This window comes from Hydrogenophaga sp., from assembly GCF_030158645.1.
In the GTDB taxonomy this organism is placed as follows: domain Bacteria; phylum Pseudomonadota; class Gammaproteobacteria; order Burkholderiales; family Burkholderiaceae_C; genus Hydrogenophaga.
In genome coordinates this window covers 133,146-154,343 of sequence record NZ_JAOASO010000085.1, presented here as the reverse complement: position 1 = coordinate 154,343, position 21,198 = coordinate 133,146, and the positions used below count along the sequence as shown (strand labels likewise).

Genomic DNA, 21,198 nt, shown 5'->3' with positions numbered 1-21,198 from the left:
ACCTGCTGATGGCGGCCACGCCGCTGGCCATGCAGGTCTGCGGTTTTCCGTTCGAGGACGCGGCCCTGGTGCTCGAATGGCACGTGATCGGCATGTTCGCGCCGGGCTTCTTCACCGGCCACCTGATCAAGCGGTTTGGTGTGCTCAGCATCATGGGCACCGGTGTCGCGCTCAACGTGTTGTGCGTCGTCATCGCTTTGTCGGGCGTGGAGCTGCACCAGTTCCTGATCGCCCTGTTCCTGCTGGGCGTGGGCTGGAACTTCCTCTTCACCGCCAGCACCACGCTCTCGCTGCAGTCGTACCGACCCGAGGAAAAAGACCGCGCGCAGGCGGCCATCAACTTCTGCGTGTTCGCCACCATGGCGCTCACCTCGTTTGCCTCCGGCGCGCTGGTGACCACGCAGGGCTGGCAATGGTTGAACGTGGGCTCGCTGTTGCCGCTGGGACTCACCGCAGCGGCCCTGGTCTGGCTTGCATGGCGCGGTCGGCAAGCCCACAATCCGACCTGACCCAAGTAACCACGGAGGCTCGGCATGGGATTGCTGGATTCTTTGATCGGCGCGGCCACCGAAGCCGCCATGGGCGCCCAGCGCGGCGCCGACGCCTCACCCGCCGGGGGCGCTGGCGGCCTCAATCCACAGCTGCTGATCACCCTGGTGAGCTCGCTGCTGAACAACGCAGGGGGTTTGCAGGGTTTGCTCGCCAAGCTGCAGTCGGCCGGGTTGGGGGAAGCCGCGCAATCGTGGGTGGGCACGGGTGCCAACCAGCCGGTGGACCCCGATCGGCTCGGGCAGGCCCTCGGCCCGGACCTCATGGGCATGATCGCCGCCCAGCTGGGTGGCAACCCGGGGCAGGCATCCACCACCTTGGCCGACCTGCTGCCAGGGCTGATCGACCAGCTAACACCACAAGGCCAGGTGCCGGCCGACAACGGTCTGGGCGCACTCGGCGCCTTGCTCGGTGGTCAGAGCAACCCGGCAGCGGGTGATCTGATGGGCATGCTCGGCGGCCTGATGCAGCCGCGCCGCTAGGGCCTCAGGCGGTTCTGGGCTGGGGCGCCTGAACGTCCAGCCAGGCTTTGAGCGTGCCGAACACGGCCGACGGATCTGCTTCGTTGAAGATCTCGTGGTACAGGCCCTCGAACGCCTGTGAATGCACGGTGCTTCGGGGGGCAGCCGCAGCAAAGGCACGACTGCCTTCGGACTTCACCAGGTGGTCGTCGCCCGCGAACATGAGCAAGGTCGGCACGCTCCAGCCGGGCGCCGCCGCCAGCACACTGGGCCCGTTGCTGTCGATGAAACGCGCCAGCCGCGCCGAGATGCGGTCGTGCACGCGGCGGTCCCTTTCATAGGCCGCCACCGTGGCCTGGTTGTGCGAAATCTTGCTCGCGTCCAACCCGTTGGACAGGGTCTTGTTGGGTGCGTACCGGTACATCAGATCGATCAACCTGCGTTGCACCAGACCCAGGCCCGCCTGCAGCGCGGGCGAGGACAGCACCAGGCCGTCGACCTTGGCCATGCCGCGCTGCACGAAGGTGGCCGACACCAGACCGCCCATGCTGTGCCCCATGAGAAGGAGGGGACAGGCCCACGGCTGGGCGATGTGGCGGCGCGTGTCGTCCAGCACCTCGGCCAGGTCGTCGAGCAGCGCGTCGTCGTCGGGCAGCACCCCCTGCGCGCCGCCCGAATCGCCGTGGCCGCGCTGGTCGAAGGCGCGCACGAAGAAGCCCCAGTCGTTGAGACGCCGCGCCACGGCGTCGTAACGCCAGGCGTGCTCGCCCAGCCCGTGCACGATGAGCACCACGCCGCGCGGACGGCGGCGCATCGGCAGCGGCCAGTCGTACAACGCGAGGTTGAGGCCGTCGCGCAAGGTGAAGGGGGCCTGGGTCGTGTCGGTCATGTCGGCGCAGGGAAAGAAATGGGACGGGCCGTGTTCAGGGCATGCGGGCGATGACCTGCGCGACGGTGGCGGTCAGGCGGCGCGCGTAGTCCAGGTGCAGGAATTCGTTCGGGCCGTGCGCATTGCTCTTGGGACCGAGCACGCCGCACACCATCATCTGCGCGGTCGGGAAACCCTGGCTGAGCATGTTCATGAGCGGGATGGTGCCCCCCTGGCCGATGGTGCCGCAACCAGCGCCAAAGTGCGCCTGCGATGCGTCCTGCAAGGCCTGCTCGAACCAGGGCATGGTGGCCGGCGCGTTCCAGCCGCTGGCCGCGCCCTCACCCTCAAACGTGACCTTGGCCTGGTAAGGCGCGTTGTCCTCCAGCAGCGCCTTGAGCTCCTGCACGGCGGCGGGCGCGTCCACCAGCGGGGGCAGGCGCAGGCTCAGCTTGAACGCGGTGTAAGGCCGCAGCACGTTCCCGGCATTGCGCATCTCGGGGAAACCATCGGCGCCGGTGACCGACAGCGTGGGCCGCCAGGTGCGGTTGAGCAGGGCGTCCACCGGGTCGGTGGTGGTGGGCAGGGCGAACACGGTGGAGCCGCCGCAGTCGTGGTGCGCCCAGGGGAAGCGTTTGTAGATCTCGTCACCCAGGATGGCGGCGGTCGCGCGCGCCTGCGCCACGCGCTCGGCCGGCACCTCGCAGTGGAAGTTGGCGGGCAGCAGGCGGCCGGTGGCGCTGTCTTCCAGCCGGTCGAGGACCTGGCGCATGATGCGGAAGCTCGACGGCACCAGCCCCGAGGCGTCGCCGGAATGGATGCCCTCGGTGAGGATCTCGACCTTGAGCACGCCGCTGGCCATGCCGCGCAGGCTGGTGGTGAGCCAGAGCTGGTCGTAGTTGCCGGCGCCGCTGTCCAGGCAGATCACCAGGCCCACGTCGCCCAGGCGCGTGCGCAGCGCGTCCACATAGGGCAGCAGGTCGCCCGAGCCGCTTTCTTCACAGGTCTCGATCAGGCCGACGATGCGCGGGTGCGCCACGCCCTGGGCTTTGAGCGCCTGCAGCGCGGCGATGCTGGCGTAGACCGCATAACCGTCGTCGGCACCGCCACGGCCGTAGAGCTTGCCGCCGTCGATCTTGGGCATCCAGGGGCCCAGGTCGCTGCGCCAGCCGTTGAACTCGGGTTGTTTGTCGAGGTGGCCGTACATCAGCACGGTCTGACCCGACGCCGGTGCCGGCGTGCCGTCACGGCCCGCGCAGGCCGGCACTTCAAAAAACAGCACCGGCGTGCGCGGCACACCGCGCGCGTCGGGCAGCTGGATCACCTCCAGCGTGAGGCCTTCCACCTTCTGCGCCTGCACCCAGTCGGCCGCGCCGCGCAGCACCCGGTCCAACAGGCCGTGGCGGGCCCAGTCGGGGTCGAAGGCCGGGGACTTGGCCGGCACCTCGATGTAGCGCACCAGCTCGGGGACGATGGTCTGCTGCCAGGCGGATTCGATGTGGCTTTGCAGCGCAGTGGGGTCGAGCGGCGGCAGGGCTTGGGGCAGGCGGGCGTTCATGACGGCGGTCTCCAGGCAGGGTGTCCCGCGAAGACCGGGACATTACCCGGAGCAGTATAGGCAGAGCGGCCGGCGTTTGTGGCCGCGCTCGGTCCTCGTCAAGGGTTCCGCGCGCCTCAGGCGTGAGCGGAACCCGACAACCGGAACACCCGCACCACCTCGGCCAGTCGGCTGGCCTGGTCTTTGAGGCTTTCGGCGGCGGCGGCGCTTTGCTCCACCAGCGCGGCGTTCTGCTGCGTCATCTGGTCCAGCTGCGTCACGGCGGCGTTGACCTGGCCAATGCCTTGCGACTGCTCCTGGGCGGCGGTGGTGATGTCGCTGATGAAGGCCGAGACTTTCTCTGCGTTCGCCACAATCTCGCCGATGGTGCTGCCGGCCTGGGCCACCAGGCGCGAGCCGGTCTCGACCTTGCCCACGCTGGCCTCGATCAACACCTTGATTTCTTTGGCGGCCTGCGCACTGCGCTGCGCCAGGCTGCGCACCTCGGCCGCCACCACGGCAAAACCACGGCCCTGCTCACCGGCGCGCGCCGCCTCCACCGCCGCATTGAGCGCGAGGATGTTGGTCTGGAAGGCGATGCCGTCGATGACACCGATGATGTCGCCGATCTTCTGGCTGCTCTGGTTGATCTCGTTCATGGTGGTGACCACCTGGCTCACCACCTGACCGCCGCGCACCGCCACCTCGGCGTTGACCACGGCCATCTGCGTGGCCTGGCGCGCCGAATCGGCACTCTGGCGCACGGTGCTGTTGATCTGGTCGATGCTGGCAGCTGTCTGCTGCAGGTTGCTCGCGGCCTGCTCGGTGCGCGCGCTCAGGTCCTGGTTGCCGCTGGCGATTTCTTCGCTGGCGGTGCCGATGCTGTCGGTGCTGTTGCGCACCTCGCCCACGATGCGCACCAGCGACGCCTGCATGCCCCCCAGGGCCTGCATGAGGGCCGCGAGTTCGTCCTTGCCGCTGACGTGAACGGTCTGGGTCAGATCGCCGTTGGTGATGGCGGTGGCCACGCGCTGCGCTTCGTTGAGCGGCTGGCAGATGCTCTGCATGTTGGACAGTGTGGTGGGCACCACGACCAGCGCGGCCAGTGCCACGGCCACACCGAAGATCAGCAGCGTCTGGGCGTTGATGTCCTTCTCTTCCTGTTGCAGCGTGGCGGCCTCCACCTTGAGCACGTCTTCCACCCGCTTCAGGTTGGCCAGGAGCCCGGCGTACTGCTCGTGCGCGCGCGCCAGCATGCGGTTGGCCACGGTGGCGGTGTCGTAGCCGTTGTCGGCCAGCTGGCGCGTGACCGGCTCCACCGCGTTGGCGTAGGCGGTGAGCTGGTCTTTCATCTCGCGCACGACGGTGTTGTCGCCGTCCTCATCGCCCACCAGCATGTGGTCCATCTGCTGCACGGCCGCGTCGCGCGCGCCCTGCCACTGGGCCTTGGCCTTCGCCACTTCCTCGGGCTTCTCGTAGGCAATGATCATGTCCTTCTCGAAGCGACCCATGTCGCCCAGCGCCACCTGCAGGCGCGACAGGGTCAGCGTCTCTTCGAAAGCATGATCAACAAACTCCACGCTCAGGGCGTGCAGGCGGTTCATGCCCCACAGACCGGCGCCGCCGATCATGGTCAACAACAGCAGAACGACGCCGATGGCGCCCATCATTCGGGTGCGGATGGAAAACTGGCGCATCAAAGCTTGCATGGTCGTTCTTCGAGAGTGATTCGATTGAGAAGTGGCTGAAGGCACGTGCTGCGCGATCCGTCATCGGAAGATCTTGATGACCTCGGTCAGGCGGCTGGCCTGGTCTTTCAGGCTCTCGGCCGCGGCCGCGCTTTCTTCCACCAGCGCGGCGTTCTGCTGCGTCATCTGGTCCAGCTGCGTCACCGCCACGTTGACCTGCCCGATGCCGTCGCTCTGCTCGCCGGCCGCCGCCGTGATCTCGCCGATGATGTCGGAGACGCGCTGCACCGAGCCCACGATCTCGCTCATCGTCTGCCCCGCGTCGGCCACCAGCCGCGAGCCCGCTTCCACGCGGTCCACGCTGGCACCGATCAGGTTCTTGATTTCCTTGGCGGCTTCTGCGCTGCGCTGCGCCAGGTTGCGCACCTCACCGGCCACCACCGCAAAGCCCCGGCCCTGCTCACCGGCGCGCGCGGCTTCCACCGCCGCGTTCAAGGCCAGGATGTTGGTCTGGAAGGCAATGCCGTCGATGACACCGATGATGTCGCTGATCTTCTTGCTGCTGTGGTTGATCTCGTCCATGGTCGTGACCACCTGGCCCACCACCTGACCACCGCGCACGGCGATCTCGGCCGCACTCGCGGCCAGCTGGTTGGCCTGGCGCGCAGCGTCCGCGCTCTGGCGCACGGTGCTGGTGAGTTGTTCCATCGAGGCCGCGGTCTCTTCCAGGTTGCTCGCGGCCTGCTCGGTGCGCGCGCTCAGGTCCTGGTTGCCCGAGGCGATTTCGCGACTGGCGGACTGGATGGAGTCGGCCGACGACTGGACCGATGCCACCGTCGCGCGCATCTTTTGCAACGCGCTCTGCAAAGCGCGTGCTCCCGTGCTGCTCACGACCATGCCGCCGGCATCCAGCGCAATACCGTCTTCCTGATCAATCGCCTTCACCATGCGTCCGAGTTCAGCGCCCTCGCGCGCGGTTCGCCCCATGCTCACAGCCAAGACCACCTCGAGACCCGTCTGGACCACCACATAGGCCGCGTGCAACATGACACGCCAGAAGTTGGCCTCGGTGGTGCAGTAGAAGCCCAGGCCCATGGCCTGCAGACGGTCAAACAACACGTGATGAACGGCAAACAAGCCCGCTGCAAACACGATCGGCCGCCAGTCCAGGTAAACCAGCAGCAGGGCGAGGGTGACAAAAATGCCAAAGTGGAACTCGGACTCACCGTGCGCCAGTTGGATGTGCAACGCCACCAAAGCGGCCTGCGCGAACGTGAGCACCAGGCGTGAGGCGAGCGAACCGCGCCCGAGAACGTAAGCCGCCAACCCCAGCCCCGACAACAGCAAGGCGCCCATCAGCGCCAGCGTGAGCTCGTAATGTGTGAAGCCGATCACCACAGCACCCAGCGCGCTCAAGATGATGGCCGCGAGCATCACCTGGTCACCCAGCACGGCTTGGGCCTCTGGTGGATGTGACTTCGGGACGTGCGACAGAGGCGAGGCGTTCACGGGTGCTTTCGTTGCAGGGAGAAAAGAACCGCCGGCGAGGCTCGGCGGTCAGAGGCAACTCAGAAACTTTCCCAGTCGCCTTCGGCACCCGCCGCCACCGCGGGGCGGACGGCGGGCGCAGGGCGCACAACGGCCGCCGGTGTGGCCGCCGGACGCGGCAAGGCCTCGGTTTTGGGGGTGGCCGGTGCCGACAAGGCGGGCTTTGCAGCGACGGGTCTGAGGCTGGCGGGCTTGTGGGCCACTGGCTTGAAGGTGTTGGCCGGCTTGGCCACCACGGTCGCCGGGGCGCTGTAAGCCTGGGCCGAGTCGATGCGGAAGATCTTGATGACCTCGGTCAGGCGGCTGGCCTGGTCTTTCAGGCTCTCGGCAGCAGCGGCACTTTCTTCCACCAGCGCGGCGTTCTGCTGCGTCATCTGGTCCAGCTGCGTCACCGCCACGTTGACCTGCCCGATGCCGTCGCTCTGCTCGCCGGCCGCCGCCGTGATCTCGCCGATGATGTCGGAGACGCGCTGCACCGAGCCCACGATCTCGCTCATCGTCTGCCCCGCGTCGGCCACCAGCCGCGAGCCCGCTTCCACGCGGTCCACGCTGGCACCGATCAGGTTCTTGATTTCCTTGGCGGCTTCTGCGCTGCGCTGCGCCAGGTTGCGCACCTCACCGGCCACCACCGCAAAGCCCCGGCCCTGCTCACCGGCGCGCGCGGCTTCCACCGCCGCGTTCAGCGCCAGGATGTTGGTCTGGAAGGCAATGCCGTCGATGACGCCGATGATGTCGCTGATCTTCTTGCTGCTGTGGTTGATCTCGTCCATGGTCGTGACCACCTGGCCCACCACCTGACCACCGCGCACGGCGATCTCGGCCGCACTCGCGGCCAGCTGGTTGGCCTGGCGCGCAGCGTCCGCGCTCTGGCGCACGGTGCTGGTGAGTTGTTCCATCGAGGCCGCGGTCTCTTCCAGGTTGCTCGCGGCCTGCTCGGTGCGCGCGCTCAGGTCCTGGTTGCCCGAGGCGATTTCATACGAAGCGGTGTTGATGCTGTCGGTGGCGCTGCGCACCTGACCCACGGTCTGGATCAGCGAGGTTTTCATCGACGCCAGGGCGTTCAGCAGGTCGCCCAGCTCGTCCTTGCGCGTCGTCTGCACGTGGCCATTGAGGTCACCTGCCGCCACCGCCGTGGCGATGCCGACGGCCTCGTGCAGCGGCGCGGTCACCGACACCGTGATGCGCCACGCCACCAGGCTGGCCAGGACCACGGCCAGGGCGGCCAGGACCATGATGATCATTGCCTGGCGGTTGACCGTCTGTTCCGACGCCGCCACCGCCACGTTGACCAGTTCGCGTTGGTACTTTTGCAACTCCACCATGGTGTCGGTGTAGCGGTTGGCCGCCGGCAGCAACGCTGAATCGAGCTGCTGGGCCGCCACGGCAATGTCCCCGCTCTTGAGCGTGTCGAAGTAGGTCTTGCGCACGGCAATGTACTCGGCGCGGCGATCGGCAATGTCCTTCATCAGGGCCTTGCCCTTTTCACTGGTGACCTCGGCATCCAGTGTCTTCTGCAATTCGTTGATGCGCTCGGTGGTCTGCGCGATCAGGGGTTTGAAGTAGGCGTCCACCTCGGGGTTGGCGCCCGACTTGGCCACGCCCAGCACGCGGTTGATGTTCAGGCGCGTGCTGGCCAGCCATTCCTCCATCAACGAAGAACGGTGTTCCATCTCGATCACTCTGGCGGTGGAGCCTTGTGCGGTCTGCAAACTGGTCCAGGCCAGGGCGGTGAGTGCCACCAGCAGCACGAGGACGCTGGCAAAGCCGAGCGTCAGGCGCTGGCCGATCTTGAGGCGGTTGAACATGGGGGTCTCCTGCGAAATCTGAGAGGAAAGTGCTGGCGCACTCACTGGAGGGACTGCGTGGTGTCCATCAAGCCCATGTCGGTGCTCGACATGAGGGCTTCGATGTCCATGAGGATCAGCATGCGTTCGCCCACGCTGGCGATGCCGGTGATGAAGCTGGTGTCCACGTTGGTGTTCATCTCGGGTGCGGGCTTGATCAACTCGCCGGCGAGTTCCAGCACGTCGGACACCGAGTCCACCACGGCACCGACCACACGGCCGCGCACGTTGAGCACGATCACCACGGTGAAGCCGTTGTATTCCACCTTGTCACAACCGAGCTTGATGCGCAGGTCCACCACCGGCACGATCACACCGCGCAGGTTGACCACGCCCTTGATGAACGAGGGCGCGTTGGCGATGCGGGTGGGCTCTTCATAAGAGCGGATTTCCTGCACACGCAGGATGTCGATGCCGTACTCCTCGCCGCCCAGGCGGAAGGTCAGGAATTCGGCGCTGGCCTTTTGGGCGGCCGCTGCGCGGGCGCTGTCGTGGCGGGCGATGTGGCTGGCTTCGTTGCGCATGTCCATGGGATGGGTCCTCGGTTATCGGGTTGGTCAGATGAATATCGGCGAGTCGGGCGCCGGCTAAAGCCGGAAATAAAAAGACAAAGCCCGGTCAAAACCGGGCCATGAATGCTTTTGAACTCGCTTGACGGGCGATTTCAGGCCGTTGGCGGCTGGCCAGGCTCCAGCCGGAACACGGCCAACGCCTGCACCAGCCGCTGGGCCTGGTGCGTCAGGGAAGCGGCCGCGGCGGCGCTCTCTTCCACCAGCGCCGCGTTCTGCTGGGTGACCTGGTCCATCTGGCTGACCGCGTCACCCACCTGGGAAACACCCGTGCTCTGTTCGCGGCTGGCATCGCTGATGTCGCGCACGATGGCCGAGACGCGGTGGATGGCGTCCACCACCTTCTGCATCGTGCTGCCCGCCTGGTCCACCAGGGAAACGCCGAGTCCCACCTGGTCTTCGCTGGCACCGATCAGCACCTTGATCTCCTTGGCCGCGGCAGCACTGCGCTGCGCGAGGTTGCGCACTTCGGCGGCCACCACCGCAAAACCCCGGCCTTGCTCACCGGCCCGCGCGGCCTCCACCGCGGCGTTGAGCGCGAGGATGTTGGTCTGGAAAGCGATGCCGTCGATGACGCCAATGATGTCGCTCATTTTTTTGCTGCTGTCGTTGATCTGGTCCATCGTGACCACCACCCGGGCCACCATCGCGCCGCCTTCGGTGGCCACCGCCGAGGCTTGCTGGGCGAGCTCGCTGGCCTGGCGCGCGTTCTCGGCGTTGTGGGTCACCGTCGTGCCCACCTCTTCCATGGAAGCCGCGGTCTGCTGCAAGGCGCTGGCCTGCTCTTCGGTGCGCGAGCTCAGGTCCTGGTTGCCCAGGGCAATCTGTTCACTGGCCGAAGCCACGCCGCCCGCGTTTTCGCGCACCTCGGTCACCATGACGCGCAGGCGCTGGCGCATGTGGTGCATGGTGGCCATGAGGCTGGTGGCGTCCCCCGGGCGCACGCGCAATTCCTGCCCAAGATCGCCCCCGGCGATCGCAGCGGCCACGTCGCGCACTTCGTGCGGCTCGGCGCCGAGCGAACGGTCGAGGCCGCGGATGATCCAGAAGGCGAGCGAGACGCCCATGGCGATGGCCAGGGCCGCGAGCGCCGCCATGCCGGAGAAGGCTTCGCGAATGTCGACCTGTGCCTGCTCGTAGCTCTCGCGGGCCACGTCCACCTGCAGCTGGATCAGCTGGCCCACCACCTCTTGCAAGGGATCGAAGACCGGGTACATCTCGCGCGCGGTGTAGGTTTGCAGCGAGGTCATGTCGCCGCCACGAACCAGCGCTTCCAGCTGAAGCACCGACGCATCGGCCGCCGCCATCAACGGCAACAGTTGCGCGATCAACCGCTTTTCCTCGCTCACCAGTTCGGTGGCCAGGTAGGCGGTCCAGGCGGTGCGGATGGTGTCGCGCGCCTGCCCCACGGCCTGCAAGGTCTGCTCGGGCGTCAGCGCGCCGTCGGCCGCCTTGTGAGCCGCATCGACGATGTTGACCGCGTACTGGTCGGCCACGCGCTTGAGTTGCGCCAGCGGCACCACGCGGTCCTGGTACATGGAGAGCATGAGCGCGGACTGCTCGCGCGCCAAGGCCGCGCCCCACAGGCCGACGGCGATCATGAGAACCACCAGGAGAGCGCACAACGACGTGAGTTGGGTACGGACCCGGACGGGGGTTTTGGAGGACATGGTCTGGCGTCAGAAATGCCGCGCAGTGGACGGGGTGCGGCGAACCCGGCGGTCGGTTGGGACTCGTCACCACCGCCGTCTGCCTTGTGTATCGGTGCACACCGGCCCCGCTTTAGGCACTGGCTATCAACATTCACCAATTCATATGCGGTTTCTCACGCACAGCGCGATCCCCTGAAAAAACTTGAGGGCTGCCGCCGCTCAAAACGACGGACGGGCAAATCGGTTAACTTGGTGGCATGAACACCCCTTTGAAGCCGATGGCACCGGGCTGCACGAGCGCCACACGCACGATCGACAGCGACCACCCCGCGATCGTCTCGTTCGCCCGAGCCCATGCGCAGGGTGCGAGCGATCGGGAAAAGGCCGTGGCGCTCTACCTCGCGGTGCGCGACCAGATCCGCTACGACCCCTACCGCATCGACCTCTCGGACCACGGCATGACCGCCAGCACGGTGCTCGCGCAAGGTTTTGGCTGGTGCGTGCCCAAGGCGGTGCTGCTGGCGGCGCTGGCGCGGGCGGCGGGCATTCCGGCGCGGCTGGGGTTTGCCGACGTGAAAAACCACCTGTCCACCGAGAAGCTGCGCGAGACCATGAAAACCGACGTGTTCGCGTGGCACGGCTACACCGAGCTGTGGATCGACGGCGCCTGGCGCAAGGCGACGCCGGCGTTCAACATCGAGCTGTGCGACAAGTTCGGGCTGCTGCCGCTGGAGTTCGACGGCGTGCACGATTCGCTGTACCACGCGTTCGACCGGGCCGGCCGCCAGCACATGGAGTACGTGAACGATCACGGCGCCTTTGACGATCTGCCGCTGGCCCAGATCCGGGCCGTGTTTGCCGAGGTCTACCCGTCGATCACTGCGGGACAGCCCATCGAGGGCGACTTTGCGGCGGACGCGGCGCGCGAGGCTTCGCGCGGCTGACCAGGCTCAGGTCGTGAAGCGGAACACCGCCGTGCTGGCCAGCAGGTTGGGCCAGCGGTGCACCTCTTCGCCCTCGTGCAGGCCGAAGCTCTTCTCGATGGTCAGGCCATTGCGGCGCGCCAGCACCTCGAAGTCGGCGTGCGTGCCCACGCGGATGTTGGGCGTGTCGTACCACTGGTAGGGCAGGCGCTTGGTCACGGGCATGCGGCCCTGCACCACCGCCAGCCGGTTGGGCCAGTGCGCGAAGTTGGGGAACGCGACCACGCCGATGCGGCCCACGCGCGCGGTCTCGCGCAGCATGGTCTCGGCGTTGCGCAGGTGTTGCAGCGTGTCGATCTGCAGCACCACGTCAAAGGCGTTGTCGCCGAAGGTGCTCAACCCGTCTTCCAGGTTGAGTTGCAGCACGTTCACACCGCGGCGCACACAGGCCAGCACCTTGGCGTCGTCGATTTCCACCCCATAGCCGCTGCAGGCGCGCGTGGCCTGCAGGTGGGCCAGCATGGCGCCGTCGCCGCAGCCCAGGTCGAGCACGCGCGAGCCGGGTGGCACCAGGCGGGCGATGCTTTCCATCAAGCGTGTGTCGCTCATTGCACGCCTCCCGCGATGGTGTGCTCAAAGTAGGCGCGCACCGCGTTGAGGTAGCGCGGGTCGTCGAGCAAAAAGGCGTCGTGCCCGTGCGGCGCGTCGATCTCGGCGTAGCTCACGTCGCGCCGGTTCTCCAGCAAAGCCTTGACGATCTCGCGGCTTCGTTTGGGCGAGAACCGCCAGTCGGTCGTGAAGCTCACCAGCAGGAATTTGGCGCGCGCCTTGGCCAGCGCAGCGCTCAAGCTGCCGCCGTGCTCGCGCGCCGGGTCGAAGTAATCCAGCGCGCGGGTGATCAGCAGGTAGGTGTTGGCGTCGAAGTACTCGCTGAACTTGTCGCCCTGGTAGCGCAGGTAGCTCTCGATCTGGAACTCCACGTCCTGCGTGGTGTAGCGGTAGGCCAGCTCGGCCGCCGCGGGGGGATCGGTGTCGTCACTCGACCTCAAACTCCGCCCGAACTTCTCGTTCATCACGTCGTCGCTGAGGTAGGTGATGTGGCCGATCATGCGGGCGATGCGCAAACCGCGCCGGGGCAAGGTGCCCTCGCGCAGGTAGTGGCCGCCGTGGAAGTCGGGGTCGGTCACGATGGCGCGGCGCGCCACCTCGTTGAACGCGATGTTCTCGGCCGTGAGGTTGGGCGCGCTGGCCACCACCACCGCGTGGCGCACGCGCGCCGGGTACTGCAAGGTCCAGCTCAGGGTCTGCATGCCGCCCAGGCTGCCACCCATCACGGCCGCCAGCGTCTCAATGCCCATGGCGTCCAGCAACCGCGCCTGCGCGTCCACCCAGTCTTCGACGGTGACCACCGGAAAATCCGCGCCCCAGGGCGCGCCGGTGGCCGGGTTGGTGTGGGTGGGTCCGGTGGAGCCGAAGCAAGAGCCGAGGTTGTTCACGCCGATCACGAAGAAGCGGTCGGTGTCCACCGGCTTGCCGGGGCCGATCATGTTGTCCCACCAGCCTTCGCTGCGCGCGATCGGCTTGCCGTGTTCGTCGGCGTGGCGGCCCGCCACGTGGTGCGAGGCGTTGAGCGCGTGGCAGATGAGCACCGCGTTGGAGCGCTCGGCATTGAGCGTGCCGTAGGTCTCCACCACCAGCTCGTAGGCGGGCAGGCTGGCGCCGCTGCGCAGCGGCAGCGGTTCGGTGAATCGGAACGTTTGGGGCGTGACGATCAAGCTGGTGTCCTGTGGGCGGCGCGCGCCCGAAAAAAATCCCGGTACCGCCAAGAGCGAGACCGGGATGCTGGACCAGGAGTCTCTTCTTTAGCGGCATTTTTAGAGCGCCCGCAATTCGGAACAAATCGGCGCTGTGGGTGGGCAGTATAAATTGAAGCGCCGGTTTGCGCCGCACGGCGGGGCAAGGCGCCCGTGTTGTATGGCCACGTCGCGGCCAGACGGGGCACGGGCGTCCTGAAAAATAGTTACTGTTTTCGCGGCGCTGCGCGCATAATCCGCTGGCGAGCGCCCAAGGCGCTCGTTTTGACAAGTGATCGGTCGGTTTCGCGTGCTACAGGTTTTGTGTGCTAACGGGGCTCCATCGCTATTTTCATCAGTGTTATTAGGAGTCCCGAACATGGGCAACAAACTGTACGTTGGCAACCTGCCATACACCGTCCGCGACGAAGACCTGCAGCAAGCATTCAGCGCTTATGGCTCGGTCAACAGCGCCAAAGTCATGATGGAGCGCGATACCGGCCGTTCCAAAGGTTTCGGCTTTGTCGAAATGGGCAACGATGCCGAAGCGCAAGCCGCTGTTGAAGGCATGAACGGCCAGTCCCTGGGCGGTCGCAGCCTGGTGGTGAACGAAGCCCGTCCGATGGAAGCCCGTCCTCCCCGCTCCGGTGGCGGCGGCTTCGGCGGTGGCCGCAGCGGTGGCGGCGGCTACGGTGGTGGTGGCGGTGGTGGCGGCAGCGACGGTGGTTTCCGCAGCCCCTACGGCGGTGGCGGTGGCGGCGGTGGCCGTCGTGAAGGTGGCGGCGGCGGCGGTGGCCGTGGCGGCTACTGATCGACTCCCCCGATCAGCTTGATTCAGCGGATCTCAGGATCCGCCGATCAGCCAGGAAAAAACCCCTGCGGCTTTGGGCCCCAGGGGTTTTTTCATGGGCGCTCCCATGGCCCCCGATCAAGGGCCGCTCTGGGCTCCGCCTTGCCGGTGCTTGCGCGCGCGGCCCGACAAGGCCCGATCGAACACCGCGTTGGGCAACAGGCGCAGCAGCTTGGCCACCACGCCCATTTGCCAGGGAATCACGCGGTAGCTCACGCCTCCCACGATGGCATCAAACGCGCGGTCGGCAAAGGTCTCGGGGCTCAGCAGGAACGGCATGGCGTAGCGGTTCTCGCGCGTCAGCGGCGTGTCCACATAGCCCGGCAACAGGGTCACGACCGACACGCCGCTGCCACGCAGTTCACCGCGCAGGCTCTCGCAATACGCCACCACGGCGGCTTTGCTCGCGCAGTAGGCGCCGTGCCCGGGCAGGCCGCGGATGGCCGCCACGCTGGCGATGCCCACCAGCGCGCCGCTGCCACGCGCCGCCATGGCCGCCACGAACGGGTGGAAGGTGGCGGCCACGCCGGTGTTGTTGAGCGCGAAAGTGCGCGCCATCACGTCCAGGTCGTCGCGTTCGCGGGTGTCCATGCCGATGCTCACGCCGGCGTTGGCCACCACCACGTCGGGCACACCCTGTGCCTGCAAACACGCCTGCCCGGCGGCCACGATGCTGTGGATGTCGGCCACGTCTGCGCCATACACGCGGCAGCGACCGGCATCCCAGCCGTGGGCGTCGGCAAAGGCCTGCATCTCGGCGGTGCGTCGGGCCACCAGGGCAAGCCGGTAACCGCTGCGGGCGAAGCGGGCCGCCAGGGCCTGGCCGATGCCGCTGGAGGCGCCGGTGATGAAGGCCAGTGGCGATGTGGCGTCTGGGGTGGTCATGGTGTTCAGCGGGGGATCAGTTGCGCTTTCACCCGGCCCTTGAAATCCGCCATGCCGGTGTCGCCCCGGTAGTCGAGCGAGTCGGCCACCAGGCGGTCGGTGCCGCGCAACAGGGTGACGGGCTGGTCGGACACGACCCGCTCGGGGTCCACGAACACCTTGAGGTATTCGCCCCGGAATTCCAGCCGGGGCAGTGCCTGGCCGTTGGGCCCGGTGGCGGCTTCACGCACCACCACGGCATCGCCTTGCAGGACGAACTCGCTGTTGTCGGCGTTGGTGGTGACGAGCTTCGCCGTGGCCACGGTGGGCCGGCCCTCGGGGCCGATGTTGCGGATGCGGGCGTTGTCGATCTCGATGCGGTCGTCGTCGGGGTGGTGGCGGGCCTCGTCGCCCAGCACCTCGGACTTGAGCGAGCCGTCGGCGTCGAAGGCCTTGACGGAAAAACCGCGCATGAAGTAGTCGGGCTCGCTGCTCACCGGCCGCGCGGCCTGGGGCGCCTCGGGCGCGGGGGTGGCGCGCAGCAGCCAGTAAGACGCCAGCGCCAGCAGGCCCATGAGCAGCACCGGCAGGTAAATGGAGATGCGGTCGAGCAGCTTGGGCTTGCGTTTGGGCGGCCGGGCCGCGGGCTCGGTCAGGTCGACCGTGTCCAGGAAGTCCAGCGGATCGGACGTGCTCATCGGGCAGCCGCTTCCAGCTCGCGGGCGTAAACACCGCTGGCCACGAGCAGCAGGTCGCACAGGTCGCGCACGGCACCGGCGCCCGGCAGGCGGGTGGTGACGTGGTGCGCCACGGCCAGCACCTCGGCGTGGGCGGTGGAGGGGGCGCACGCCAGCGCAGCGCGGCGCAGCATGGGCAGGTCGGGCCAATCGTCGCCCATGGCAGCGGCCGCCGACCAGTCCAGGCCCAGCTCGGCCAGGATCTCTTCGGCCGCGGGGCGTTTGTCCTCGGTGCCGAAACGCACGTGCGCCACGCCCAGAGCCTTCAGACGCGCGCGCAGGGCCGCCGAGTCGCGCCCGGTCACCACCGCCGGCGTGATGCCGGCGCGCTGCAGCAGCTTGATGCCGTGGCCGTCCAGCGTGTGAAAGCGCTTGAGGGTTTCGCCCGACTCGCTGAAGTACAGGCCGCCGTCGGTGAGCACACCGTCCACATCGAAAAACACCACGCGGATGCCCTGCGCCAGCAGCAGCAGTTCGGGCGCAAAGTTGAGCGCCGGGCGCAAGGCGGGCAAGGCGTTCATTCAGATCACTTTCGAACGCATCAGGTCGTTGGTGTTGAGCGCGCCGATGAGGCGGCCCTGCGCGTCCACCACCAGCACGCTGGTGATGCGGCTGGCTTCCATCACGCCGGCCGCCTCCACCGCCAACGCATCGGCCAGCACGGTGCGCGGCTGAACGTGCATCACATCGACCGCGCGCAGGGTGCGCAGGTCGGCACTGCTGCCGGTTTTTTCAATCAAGCGGCGCAGGTCGCCGTCGGTGAAGATGCCGAGCACGCGGTCGTCGGCGTCGACCACCGCGCTCATGCCCAGGCCCTTGGCGCTGATCACGCCCATGAGTTCCATCAGGCTGGCCTGCGGGCTCACGCGCGGAACGTCGGCGCCGCTGCGCATCACGTCGCTCACATGGGTGAGCAGCTTGCGCCCGAGCGCGCCACCGGGGTGCGAGCGGGCAAAGTCGTCGGCCTTGAAACCACGCGCATCGAGCAGCGCCACGGCGAGCGCATCGCCCATGGCGAGTTGTGCGGTGGTGCTGGCGGTGGGGGCCAGGTTGTGCGGGCAGGCCTCCTTGTCGACCGAGCTGTCGAGCACCGCGATCGCGTGGCGCGCGAGCGTGGACCCGGGGCGCCCGGTGAGGGCGATCAGGGGCACGCCCATGCGCTTGATGAGGGGGAGGATGGCGTTGAGCTCTTCGCTCTCGCCGCTGTTGCTGATGCCCAGCACCACGTCGGCGGGCGTGACCATGCCCAGGTCACCGTGGCTGGCTTCGGCCGGGTGCACGAACTGCGCGGGCGTGCCGGTGGAAGCCAGGGTAGCGGCGATCTTGCGGCCGATGTGACCGCTCTTGCCCATGCCCATGACGACCACTCGGCCGCTGCACGACAGCATGGTGGCCACCGCGGTGGCAAAGCTGTCGTCCATGCGCAGGGCCATGGCCGTGACGGCCTGCGCCTCGATGCTCAGCGTCTCGTGGGCCATGGCCAGGGCACGGGCAGCGTCAAAGGTGGCGGGCAAGGTCATGGCCGGATTATCGCCGTGGGTCTGCCGGCAGTGCGGCCCTCGCGGCAAGAGCACCGGCCGTTAACATGGCTGCATGACCTCGCTCGACATCGCGCTCCTGTATTTGCTGGCCTCGGTGCTGGGCGTGGTGGCTTGCCGGTTCTTGCGCCTGCCGCCCATGCTGGGTTATCTGGTGGTGGGGGTGTTGATCGGGCCCAACGCGCTGGCGCTGGCGCAGGATTCCAGCGGCATCCGCTACCTGGCCGAATTCGGCGTGGTCTTCCTCATGTTCGTGATCGGTCTGGAGTTCAGCCTGCCCAAGCTGCGCGCGATGAAGCGGCTGGTGTTCGGGCTGGGCCTGTCGCAGGTGGTGCTCACCGTGCTGATCACGACCCTGGCGTCGCTGGCGCTGACCGTGCTGCTGCCGACCTGGTGGGACATCAGCTGGCAGACCGCACTGGCGCTGGGCGGCGTGATGGCCATGAGCAGCACGGCCATCGTCATCAAACTGGTGGCCGAGCGGCTGGAGCTGGAGTCGGAACACGGCAAGCGCGTGCTGGGCATCCTGCTGTTCCAGGATCTGGCCGTGGTGCCCTTGCTGGTGCTCATTCCCGCACTGGCCGCCGCGCCCGAAGACCTGCTGCCCGCGCTGGGCTGGGCCACGCTCAAGGCCATCGTGCTGCTGGGGCTGCTGCTCACCGGCGGGCAAAAGGTGATGCGCTGGTGGTTGACGCTGGTGGCGCGGCGCAAGAGCGACGAGCTGTTCATGCTCAACCTGCTGCTGATCACGCTGGGCCTGGCCTGGCTGACCGAACACGCCGGCCTCTCGCTGGCGCTGGGTGCCTTCGTCGCCGGCATGTTGATCTCGGAGACCGAATTCAAGCACCAGGTGGAAACCGACATCCGGCCTTTCCACGACGTGCTGCTGGGTCTGTTCTTCATCACCATCGGCATGATGCTGGACTGGCGCCTGGTGTTCGACCGCTGGCCACTGGTGCTGCTGTTGCTGTCGCTGTCGGTGGGCTTCAAGCTGGCGCTCATCACCGGGCTCACGCGCATGCTCGGTGCGCCCATGGGCGTGGCGCTGCGCACCGGCCTGTACCTTGCGCAGGCCGGTGAGTTCGGCCTGGTGCTGCTCACCCTGGCCGGCAACAACAACCTGATTCCGCCGGCGCTGTTCAACCCCATCCTGGCGTCGATGGTGCTGTCGATGCTGGCCACGCCCTTCGTCATCCTGTACGCCAACGCAACAGTCACACGCCTGGTGGGCAGCGACTGGCTGATGCAGTCGGTGCAGATGACCAGCATCGCGCGCAAGGCCATCAACGCCGACAAGCACGTGATCATTTGCGGCTACGGCCGCTGCGGGCAAAACCTGGCGCGCCTGCTCGAAGCCGAGAGCATTCCCTACATGGCGCTCGACCTCGACCCCGACCGCGTGCGCCAGGCCGCGGCCGCCGGCCACTCGGTGGTGTTCGGCGACGCTGCGCGGCTGCAAGCGCTCATGGCCGCCGGTCTGCACCGCGCCAGCGCCGTGGTGATCACGTACCTGGACACGCCCAGCGCGCTCAAGGTCTTGCGTCACACGCACGAGCAGGCGGTCAACGTGCCGGTGGTGGTGCGCACGGTCGACGACACCGATCTGGAAAAACTGCGCACCGCCGGCGCGACCGAGGTCGTGCCCGAGGCGATCGAAGCCAGCCTCATGCTGGCCAGCCACGCGCTGGCGCTGGTGGGTGTGCCCATGCGCCGCGTGATCCGCGTGGTGCAGGACCAGCGCGATGCGCGCTACAACCTGCTGCGCGGCTACTTCCACGGCGCCGACGACAGCGGCGCGGACGAAATCGACCACGAACGCCTGAACACCGTGACCCTCCCGCCGGCCGGCCGCAACGTGGGCAAGACGCTGGAGAGTCTGGCGTTGCACGCGGTGGGCGTGCGGGTGGTCAGCCTGCGCCATGCCAGCGGCATGCCCGCGGCCCTGACCGACAACACCGTGCTGCAGGGCGGCGACACGCTGGTGCTCAGCGGCAAGGCGCCGGCACTCGCGCTGGCCGAAGACAAGCTGCTGTCGGGCTGAGCGTCCCTGGGGACCCGAGCTGCCGCAAACCCCCGAACGCCGAGTGGGCATTCCAACCTTCAGGTCTGACGAGTGACTGAACGGTATGTATGCTTCCGATTTTAATTTTGGAGACTCTCCATGATGGACCGCCGCTTGTTCCTGGGTGCTGGTGTGGCCGGCGCTTCCGCGCTGACCTTCTCGTCGGTGTTCTCGCAAAACACCCCCAACCTGGGCATGCCCACCCTGCCTCAACCGGGTTTCCGCAAGATGAAGCTCGGCGCCATGGAGATCATCGCGATCAACGACGGCGCGCTGCGCCGCCCGCTGGGTGAAGAGTTCGTGCGCAACGCGCCGCTCGAGCAGGTCAAGGCCATGCTCGCGTCGCAGAACCTGCCCACCGACTACGTGGACATCCCGTTCACGCCCTACCTCATCGTGAGCGGCAACACCAAATTCCTCATCGACACCGGTTTCGCCGACAACGGCCCACCCACCACAGGCCGCCTGGCCACCAACATGGCGGCTGCAGGGTACAAGCCCGAAGACATCGACCACGTCATCATCAGCCACTTCCACGGCGATCACATCAACGGCCTGATCAAGAAGGACGGCTCGCTGACCTTCCCCAAAGCCAAGGTGCATGTGCCCGCCCCGGAAATGGCCCACTGGATGGACGACGCCAAGATGGCCGCGGCACCGCCTGCTGCGCAGGGTGGTTTCCAGAACGCCCGCAAGGTCCTGGGTGCCATCCCGGCCGACCGCCTGGTGCGCTTCGAGCCTGGCGCCGAGCTCGCCCCGGGCATCCAGTCGTCGGCCGCCTTCGGCCACACGCCGGGTATGTCGGTGTTCACCGTGCGTTCTGAAGGACAGTCGTTCATGTACACGGCCGACGTGACCAACGTGCCCTCGCTGTTCGCCCGCAGCCCCGATTGGGCGGTGGCCTTCGACATGGACGCCGAGATGGCCCGCCAGACGCGTCGCCGCATTTTCGACACGCTGGTGAAGGACAAGATGGCCATGGGCGGTTTCCACTTCCCGTTCCCCGCCCTCGGCACGCTGGAAGCGGCCGGCAACGGTTACCAGTTCAAACCCATGGCCTGACAGGGTCGCCATGGACGCCTGCCCCGGCCTTTGTGCCGGGGCTTTTTTTCGTCGGTCGATAATGGGCCATCCTTCTCGAACAAACGCCCATGGACACCTCTGCTTTCCTCAAAGCCCACATCCGCACGGTGCCCGACTGGCCCGCGCCCGGCGTGCAGTTCCGCGACATCACGCCCCTGCTGCAGGACCCGCATGTGTTTCGAGTGCTGATCGACGCCTTCGTGCACCGGTACATGGCACCGGCCCTCAAGCCCACGGTCGTGGCCGGCCTGGATGCACGCGGGTTCATCATCGGCTCGGTGCTCGCCTACGAACTGGGCGTGGGCTTTGTGCCCATCCGCAAGAAGGGCAAGCTGCCCTTCACCACCGTGGAGGAAACCTACGAGCTGGAATACGGCAGCGCCACGGTGGAACTGCACACCGACGCTGTCAAGGCCGGTGACAAGGTCGTGCTCATCGACGACCTGATCGCCACCGGCGGCACCATGATGGCCGGGCGACGCCTGCTGGAGAAACTGGGTGCAGAGGTGATGGAGGGCGCAGCCATCGTCGATCTGCCCGAGCTGGGCGGTTCACAGAAGCTCAGGGACTCCGGCCTGAAGCTCTTCACGCTGGTCGACTTCGCCGGTCACTGAACGCCAGGGCGCGTCGTT

At 67.3% G+C, this 21,198-nt stretch carries 20 protein-coding genes; 7 read left to right on the top strand and 13 right to left on the bottom strand.

The features are described from left to right. A partial coding sequence (locus tag Q1W68_RS08955) for an MFS transporter (RefSeq protein WP_300716255.1) occupies positions 1–509 on the top strand: 509 nt, incomplete at its 5' end. Between the two features lie 24 nt (positions 510–533). Then, on the top strand, positions 534–1,031 hold the full coding sequence (locus tag Q1W68_RS08950) for a YidB family protein (RefSeq protein ID WP_300648947.1): 498 nt from the start codon (positions 534–536) through the stop codon (positions 1,029–1,031). 4 nt (positions 1,032–1,035) lie between these two features. Here Q1W68_RS08950 and Q1W68_RS08945 read toward each other — a convergent pair whose 3' ends face one another. From Q1W68_RS08945 to Q1W68_RS08915, 7 genes are all read right to left on the bottom strand, one after another. Beyond that, positions 1,036–1,899, bottom strand: a complete 864-nt coding sequence (locus Q1W68_RS08945) for an alpha/beta hydrolase (protein ID WP_300660480.1) — start codon at positions 1,897–1,899, stop codon at positions 1,036–1,038. Between the two features lie 34 nt (positions 1,900–1,933). Then, on the bottom strand, positions 1,934–3,436 hold the full coding sequence (locus Q1W68_RS08940; RefSeq protein ID WP_300716251.1) for a M20/M25/M40 family metallo-hydrolase: 1,503 nt from the start codon (positions 3,434–3,436) through the stop codon (positions 1,934–1,936). 116 nt (positions 3,437–3,552) lie between these two features. Next, positions 3,553–5,124, bottom strand: coding sequence for a methyl-accepting chemotaxis protein (locus Q1W68_RS08935; RefSeq protein WP_300716249.1), 1,572 nt, complete (start codon positions 5,122–5,124; stop codon positions 3,553–3,555). A gap of 60 nt (positions 5,125–5,184) precedes the next feature. Beyond that, complete coding sequence (locus tag Q1W68_RS08930; protein WP_300716246.1) at positions 5,185–6,612, bottom strand: methyl-accepting chemotaxis protein; 1,428 nt, start codon at positions 6,610–6,612, stop codon at positions 5,185–5,187. Positions 6,613–6,671: 59 nt separating this feature from the next. Then, entirely contained in the window at positions 6,672–8,456 is a 1,785-nt protein-coding gene (locus tag Q1W68_RS08925; RefSeq protein WP_300716245.1) for a methyl-accepting chemotaxis protein, read from the bottom strand. Between the two features lie 41 nt (positions 8,457–8,497). Then, positions 8,498–9,025 (bottom strand): chemotaxis protein CheW, encoded by a 528-nt coding sequence (locus Q1W68_RS08920; protein WP_300652173.1) that lies wholly within the window; start codon positions 9,023–9,025, stop codon positions 8,498–8,500. Positions 9,026–9,159: 134 nt separating this feature from the next. Then, positions 9,160–10,734 (bottom strand): methyl-accepting chemotaxis protein, encoded by a 1,575-nt coding sequence (locus tag Q1W68_RS08915; protein ID WP_300661641.1) that lies wholly within the window; start codon positions 10,732–10,734, stop codon positions 9,160–9,162. A gap of 239 nt (positions 10,735–10,973) precedes the next feature. Between Q1W68_RS08915 and Q1W68_RS08910 the strand changes: the two genes are divergently transcribed. Continuing rightward, entirely contained in the window at positions 10,974–11,660 is a 687-nt protein-coding gene (locus Q1W68_RS08910; protein WP_300652169.1) for a transglutaminase family protein, read from the top strand. Between the two features lie 6 nt (positions 11,661–11,666). Here the strand turns inward: Q1W68_RS08910 and metW are convergent, their stop codons facing one another. Together metW and Q1W68_RS08900 are read right to left on the bottom strand one after the other, a co-directional pair. After that, positions 11,667–12,248: a methionine biosynthesis protein MetW gene (gene metW / locus Q1W68_RS08905; protein WP_300716240.1), complete on the bottom strand. Its 582-nt coding sequence runs from the start codon at positions 12,246–12,248 to the stop codon at positions 11,667–11,669. Beyond that, entirely contained in the window at positions 12,245–13,414 is a 1,170-nt protein-coding gene (locus Q1W68_RS08900) for a homoserine O-acetyltransferase (RefSeq protein ID WP_300716238.1), read from the bottom strand. The genes metW and Q1W68_RS08900 overlap by 4 nt, the downstream gene beginning before the upstream one ends. Positions 13,415–13,811: 397 nt before the next feature. On the opposite strand from Q1W68_RS08900, the gene Q1W68_RS08895 reads away from it, so the two are divergent. Next, positions 13,812–14,243 (top strand): RNA-binding protein, encoded by a 432-nt coding sequence (locus tag Q1W68_RS08895; protein ID WP_069048428.1) that lies wholly within the window; start codon positions 13,812–13,814, stop codon positions 14,241–14,243. A 117-nt stretch (positions 14,244–14,360) separates the two neighbouring features. On the opposite strand, the gene Q1W68_RS08890 is transcribed toward Q1W68_RS08895, so the two are convergent. From Q1W68_RS08890 to Q1W68_RS08875, 4 genes are read right to left on the bottom strand one after another with little or no spacing between them, the layout of a single operon-like run. Beyond that, complete coding sequence (locus Q1W68_RS08890; protein WP_300650146.1) at positions 14,361–15,167, bottom strand: SDR family oxidoreductase; 807 nt, start codon at positions 15,165–15,167, stop codon at positions 14,361–14,363. A 5-nt stretch (positions 15,168–15,172) separates the two neighbouring features. Further along, positions 15,173–15,844: an LPS export ABC transporter periplasmic protein LptC gene (gene lptC / locus Q1W68_RS08885; protein ID WP_300650148.1), complete on the bottom strand. Its 672-nt coding sequence runs from the start codon at positions 15,842–15,844 to the stop codon at positions 15,173–15,175. Further along, a complete protein-coding gene (locus tag Q1W68_RS08880) occupies positions 15,841–16,404 on the bottom strand; it encodes an HAD family hydrolase (protein ID WP_300650150.1) in 564 nt (187 codons plus the stop codon). Before Q1W68_RS08880 ends, lptC begins: the two co-directional genes overlap by 4 nt. Further along, a complete protein-coding gene (locus tag Q1W68_RS08875; protein ID WP_300650152.1) occupies positions 16,405–17,403 on the bottom strand; it encodes a KpsF/GutQ family sugar-phosphate isomerase in 999 nt (332 codons plus the stop codon). A 73-nt stretch (positions 17,404–17,476) separates the two neighbouring features. Here Q1W68_RS08875 and Q1W68_RS08870 point away from each other — a divergent pair, with 73 nt between their 5' ends. From Q1W68_RS08870 to Q1W68_RS08860, 3 genes are all read left to right on the top strand, one after another. Continuing rightward, entirely contained in the window at positions 17,477–19,462 is a 1,986-nt protein-coding gene (locus tag Q1W68_RS08870) for a monovalent cation:proton antiporter family protein (RefSeq protein ID WP_300661630.1), read from the top strand. Positions 19,463–19,582: 120 nt separating this feature from the next. Next, a complete protein-coding gene (locus Q1W68_RS08865; RefSeq protein ID WP_300650322.1) occupies positions 19,583–20,545 on the top strand; it encodes an MBL fold metallo-hydrolase in 963 nt (320 codons plus the stop codon). A gap of 89 nt (positions 20,546–20,634) precedes the next feature. Further along, positions 20,635–21,180, top strand: a complete 546-nt coding sequence (locus tag Q1W68_RS08860; RefSeq protein ID WP_300650321.1) for an adenine phosphoribosyltransferase — start codon at positions 20,635–20,637, stop codon at positions 21,178–21,180. Positions 21,181–21,198 lie beyond the last annotated feature (18 nt).

Coding starts and splice junctions, on each gene's coding strand:
- Q1W68_RS08950 (WP_300648947.1), top strand. CDS start 534: ATGGGATTGCTGGATTCTTTGATCGGCGCGGCCACCGAAGCCGCCATG.
- Q1W68_RS08945 (WP_300660480.1), bottom strand. CDS start 1,899: ATGACCGACACGACCCAGGCCCCCTTCACCTTGCGCGACGGCCTCAAC.
- Q1W68_RS08940 (WP_300716251.1), bottom strand. CDS start 3,436: ATGAACGCCCGCCTGCCCCAAGCCCTGCCGCCGCTCGACCCCACTGCG.
- Q1W68_RS08935 (WP_300716249.1), bottom strand. CDS start 5,124: ATGCAAGCTTTGATGCGCCAGTTTTCCATCCGCACCCGAATGATGGGC.
- Q1W68_RS08925 (WP_300716245.1), bottom strand. CDS start 8,456: ATGTTCAACCGCCTCAAGATCGGCCAGCGCCTGACGCTCGGCTTTGCC.
- Q1W68_RS08920 (WP_300652173.1), bottom strand. CDS start 9,025: ATGGACATGCGCAACGAAGCCAGCCACATCGCCCGCCACGACAGCGCC.
- Q1W68_RS08915 (WP_300661641.1), bottom strand. CDS start 10,734: ATGTCCTCCAAAACCCCCGTCCGGGTCCGTACCCAACTCACGTCGTTG.
- Q1W68_RS08910 (WP_300652169.1), top strand. CDS start 10,974: ATGAACACCCCTTTGAAGCCGATGGCACCGGGCTGCACGAGCGCCACA.
- metW (WP_300716240.1), bottom strand. CDS start 12,248: ATGAGCGACACACGCTTGATGGAAAGCATCGCCCGCCTGGTGCCACCC.
- Q1W68_RS08895 (WP_069048428.1), top strand. CDS start 13,812: ATGGGCAACAAACTGTACGTTGGCAACCTGCCATACACCGTCCGCGAC.
- Q1W68_RS08890 (WP_300650146.1), bottom strand. CDS start 15,167: ATGACCACCCCAGACGCCACATCGCCACTGGCCTTCATCACCGGCGCC.
- lptC (WP_300650148.1), bottom strand. CDS start 15,844: ATGAGCACGTCCGATCCGCTGGACTTCCTGGACACGGTCGACCTGACC.
- Q1W68_RS08880 (WP_300650150.1), bottom strand. CDS start 16,404: ATGAACGCCTTGCCCGCCTTGCGCCCGGCGCTCAACTTTGCGCCCGAA.
- Q1W68_RS08875 (WP_300650152.1), bottom strand. CDS start 17,403: ATGACCTTGCCCGCCACCTTTGACGCTGCCCGTGCCCTGGCCATGGCC.
- Q1W68_RS08870 (WP_300661630.1), top strand. CDS start 17,477: ATGACCTCGCTCGACATCGCGCTCCTGTATTTGCTGGCCTCGGTGCTG.
- Q1W68_RS08865 (WP_300650322.1), top strand. CDS start 19,583: ATGATGGACCGCCGCTTGTTCCTGGGTGCTGGTGTGGCCGGCGCTTCC.
- Q1W68_RS08860 (WP_300650321.1), top strand. CDS start 20,635: ATGGACACCTCTGCTTTCCTCAAAGCCCACATCCGCACGGTGCCCGAC.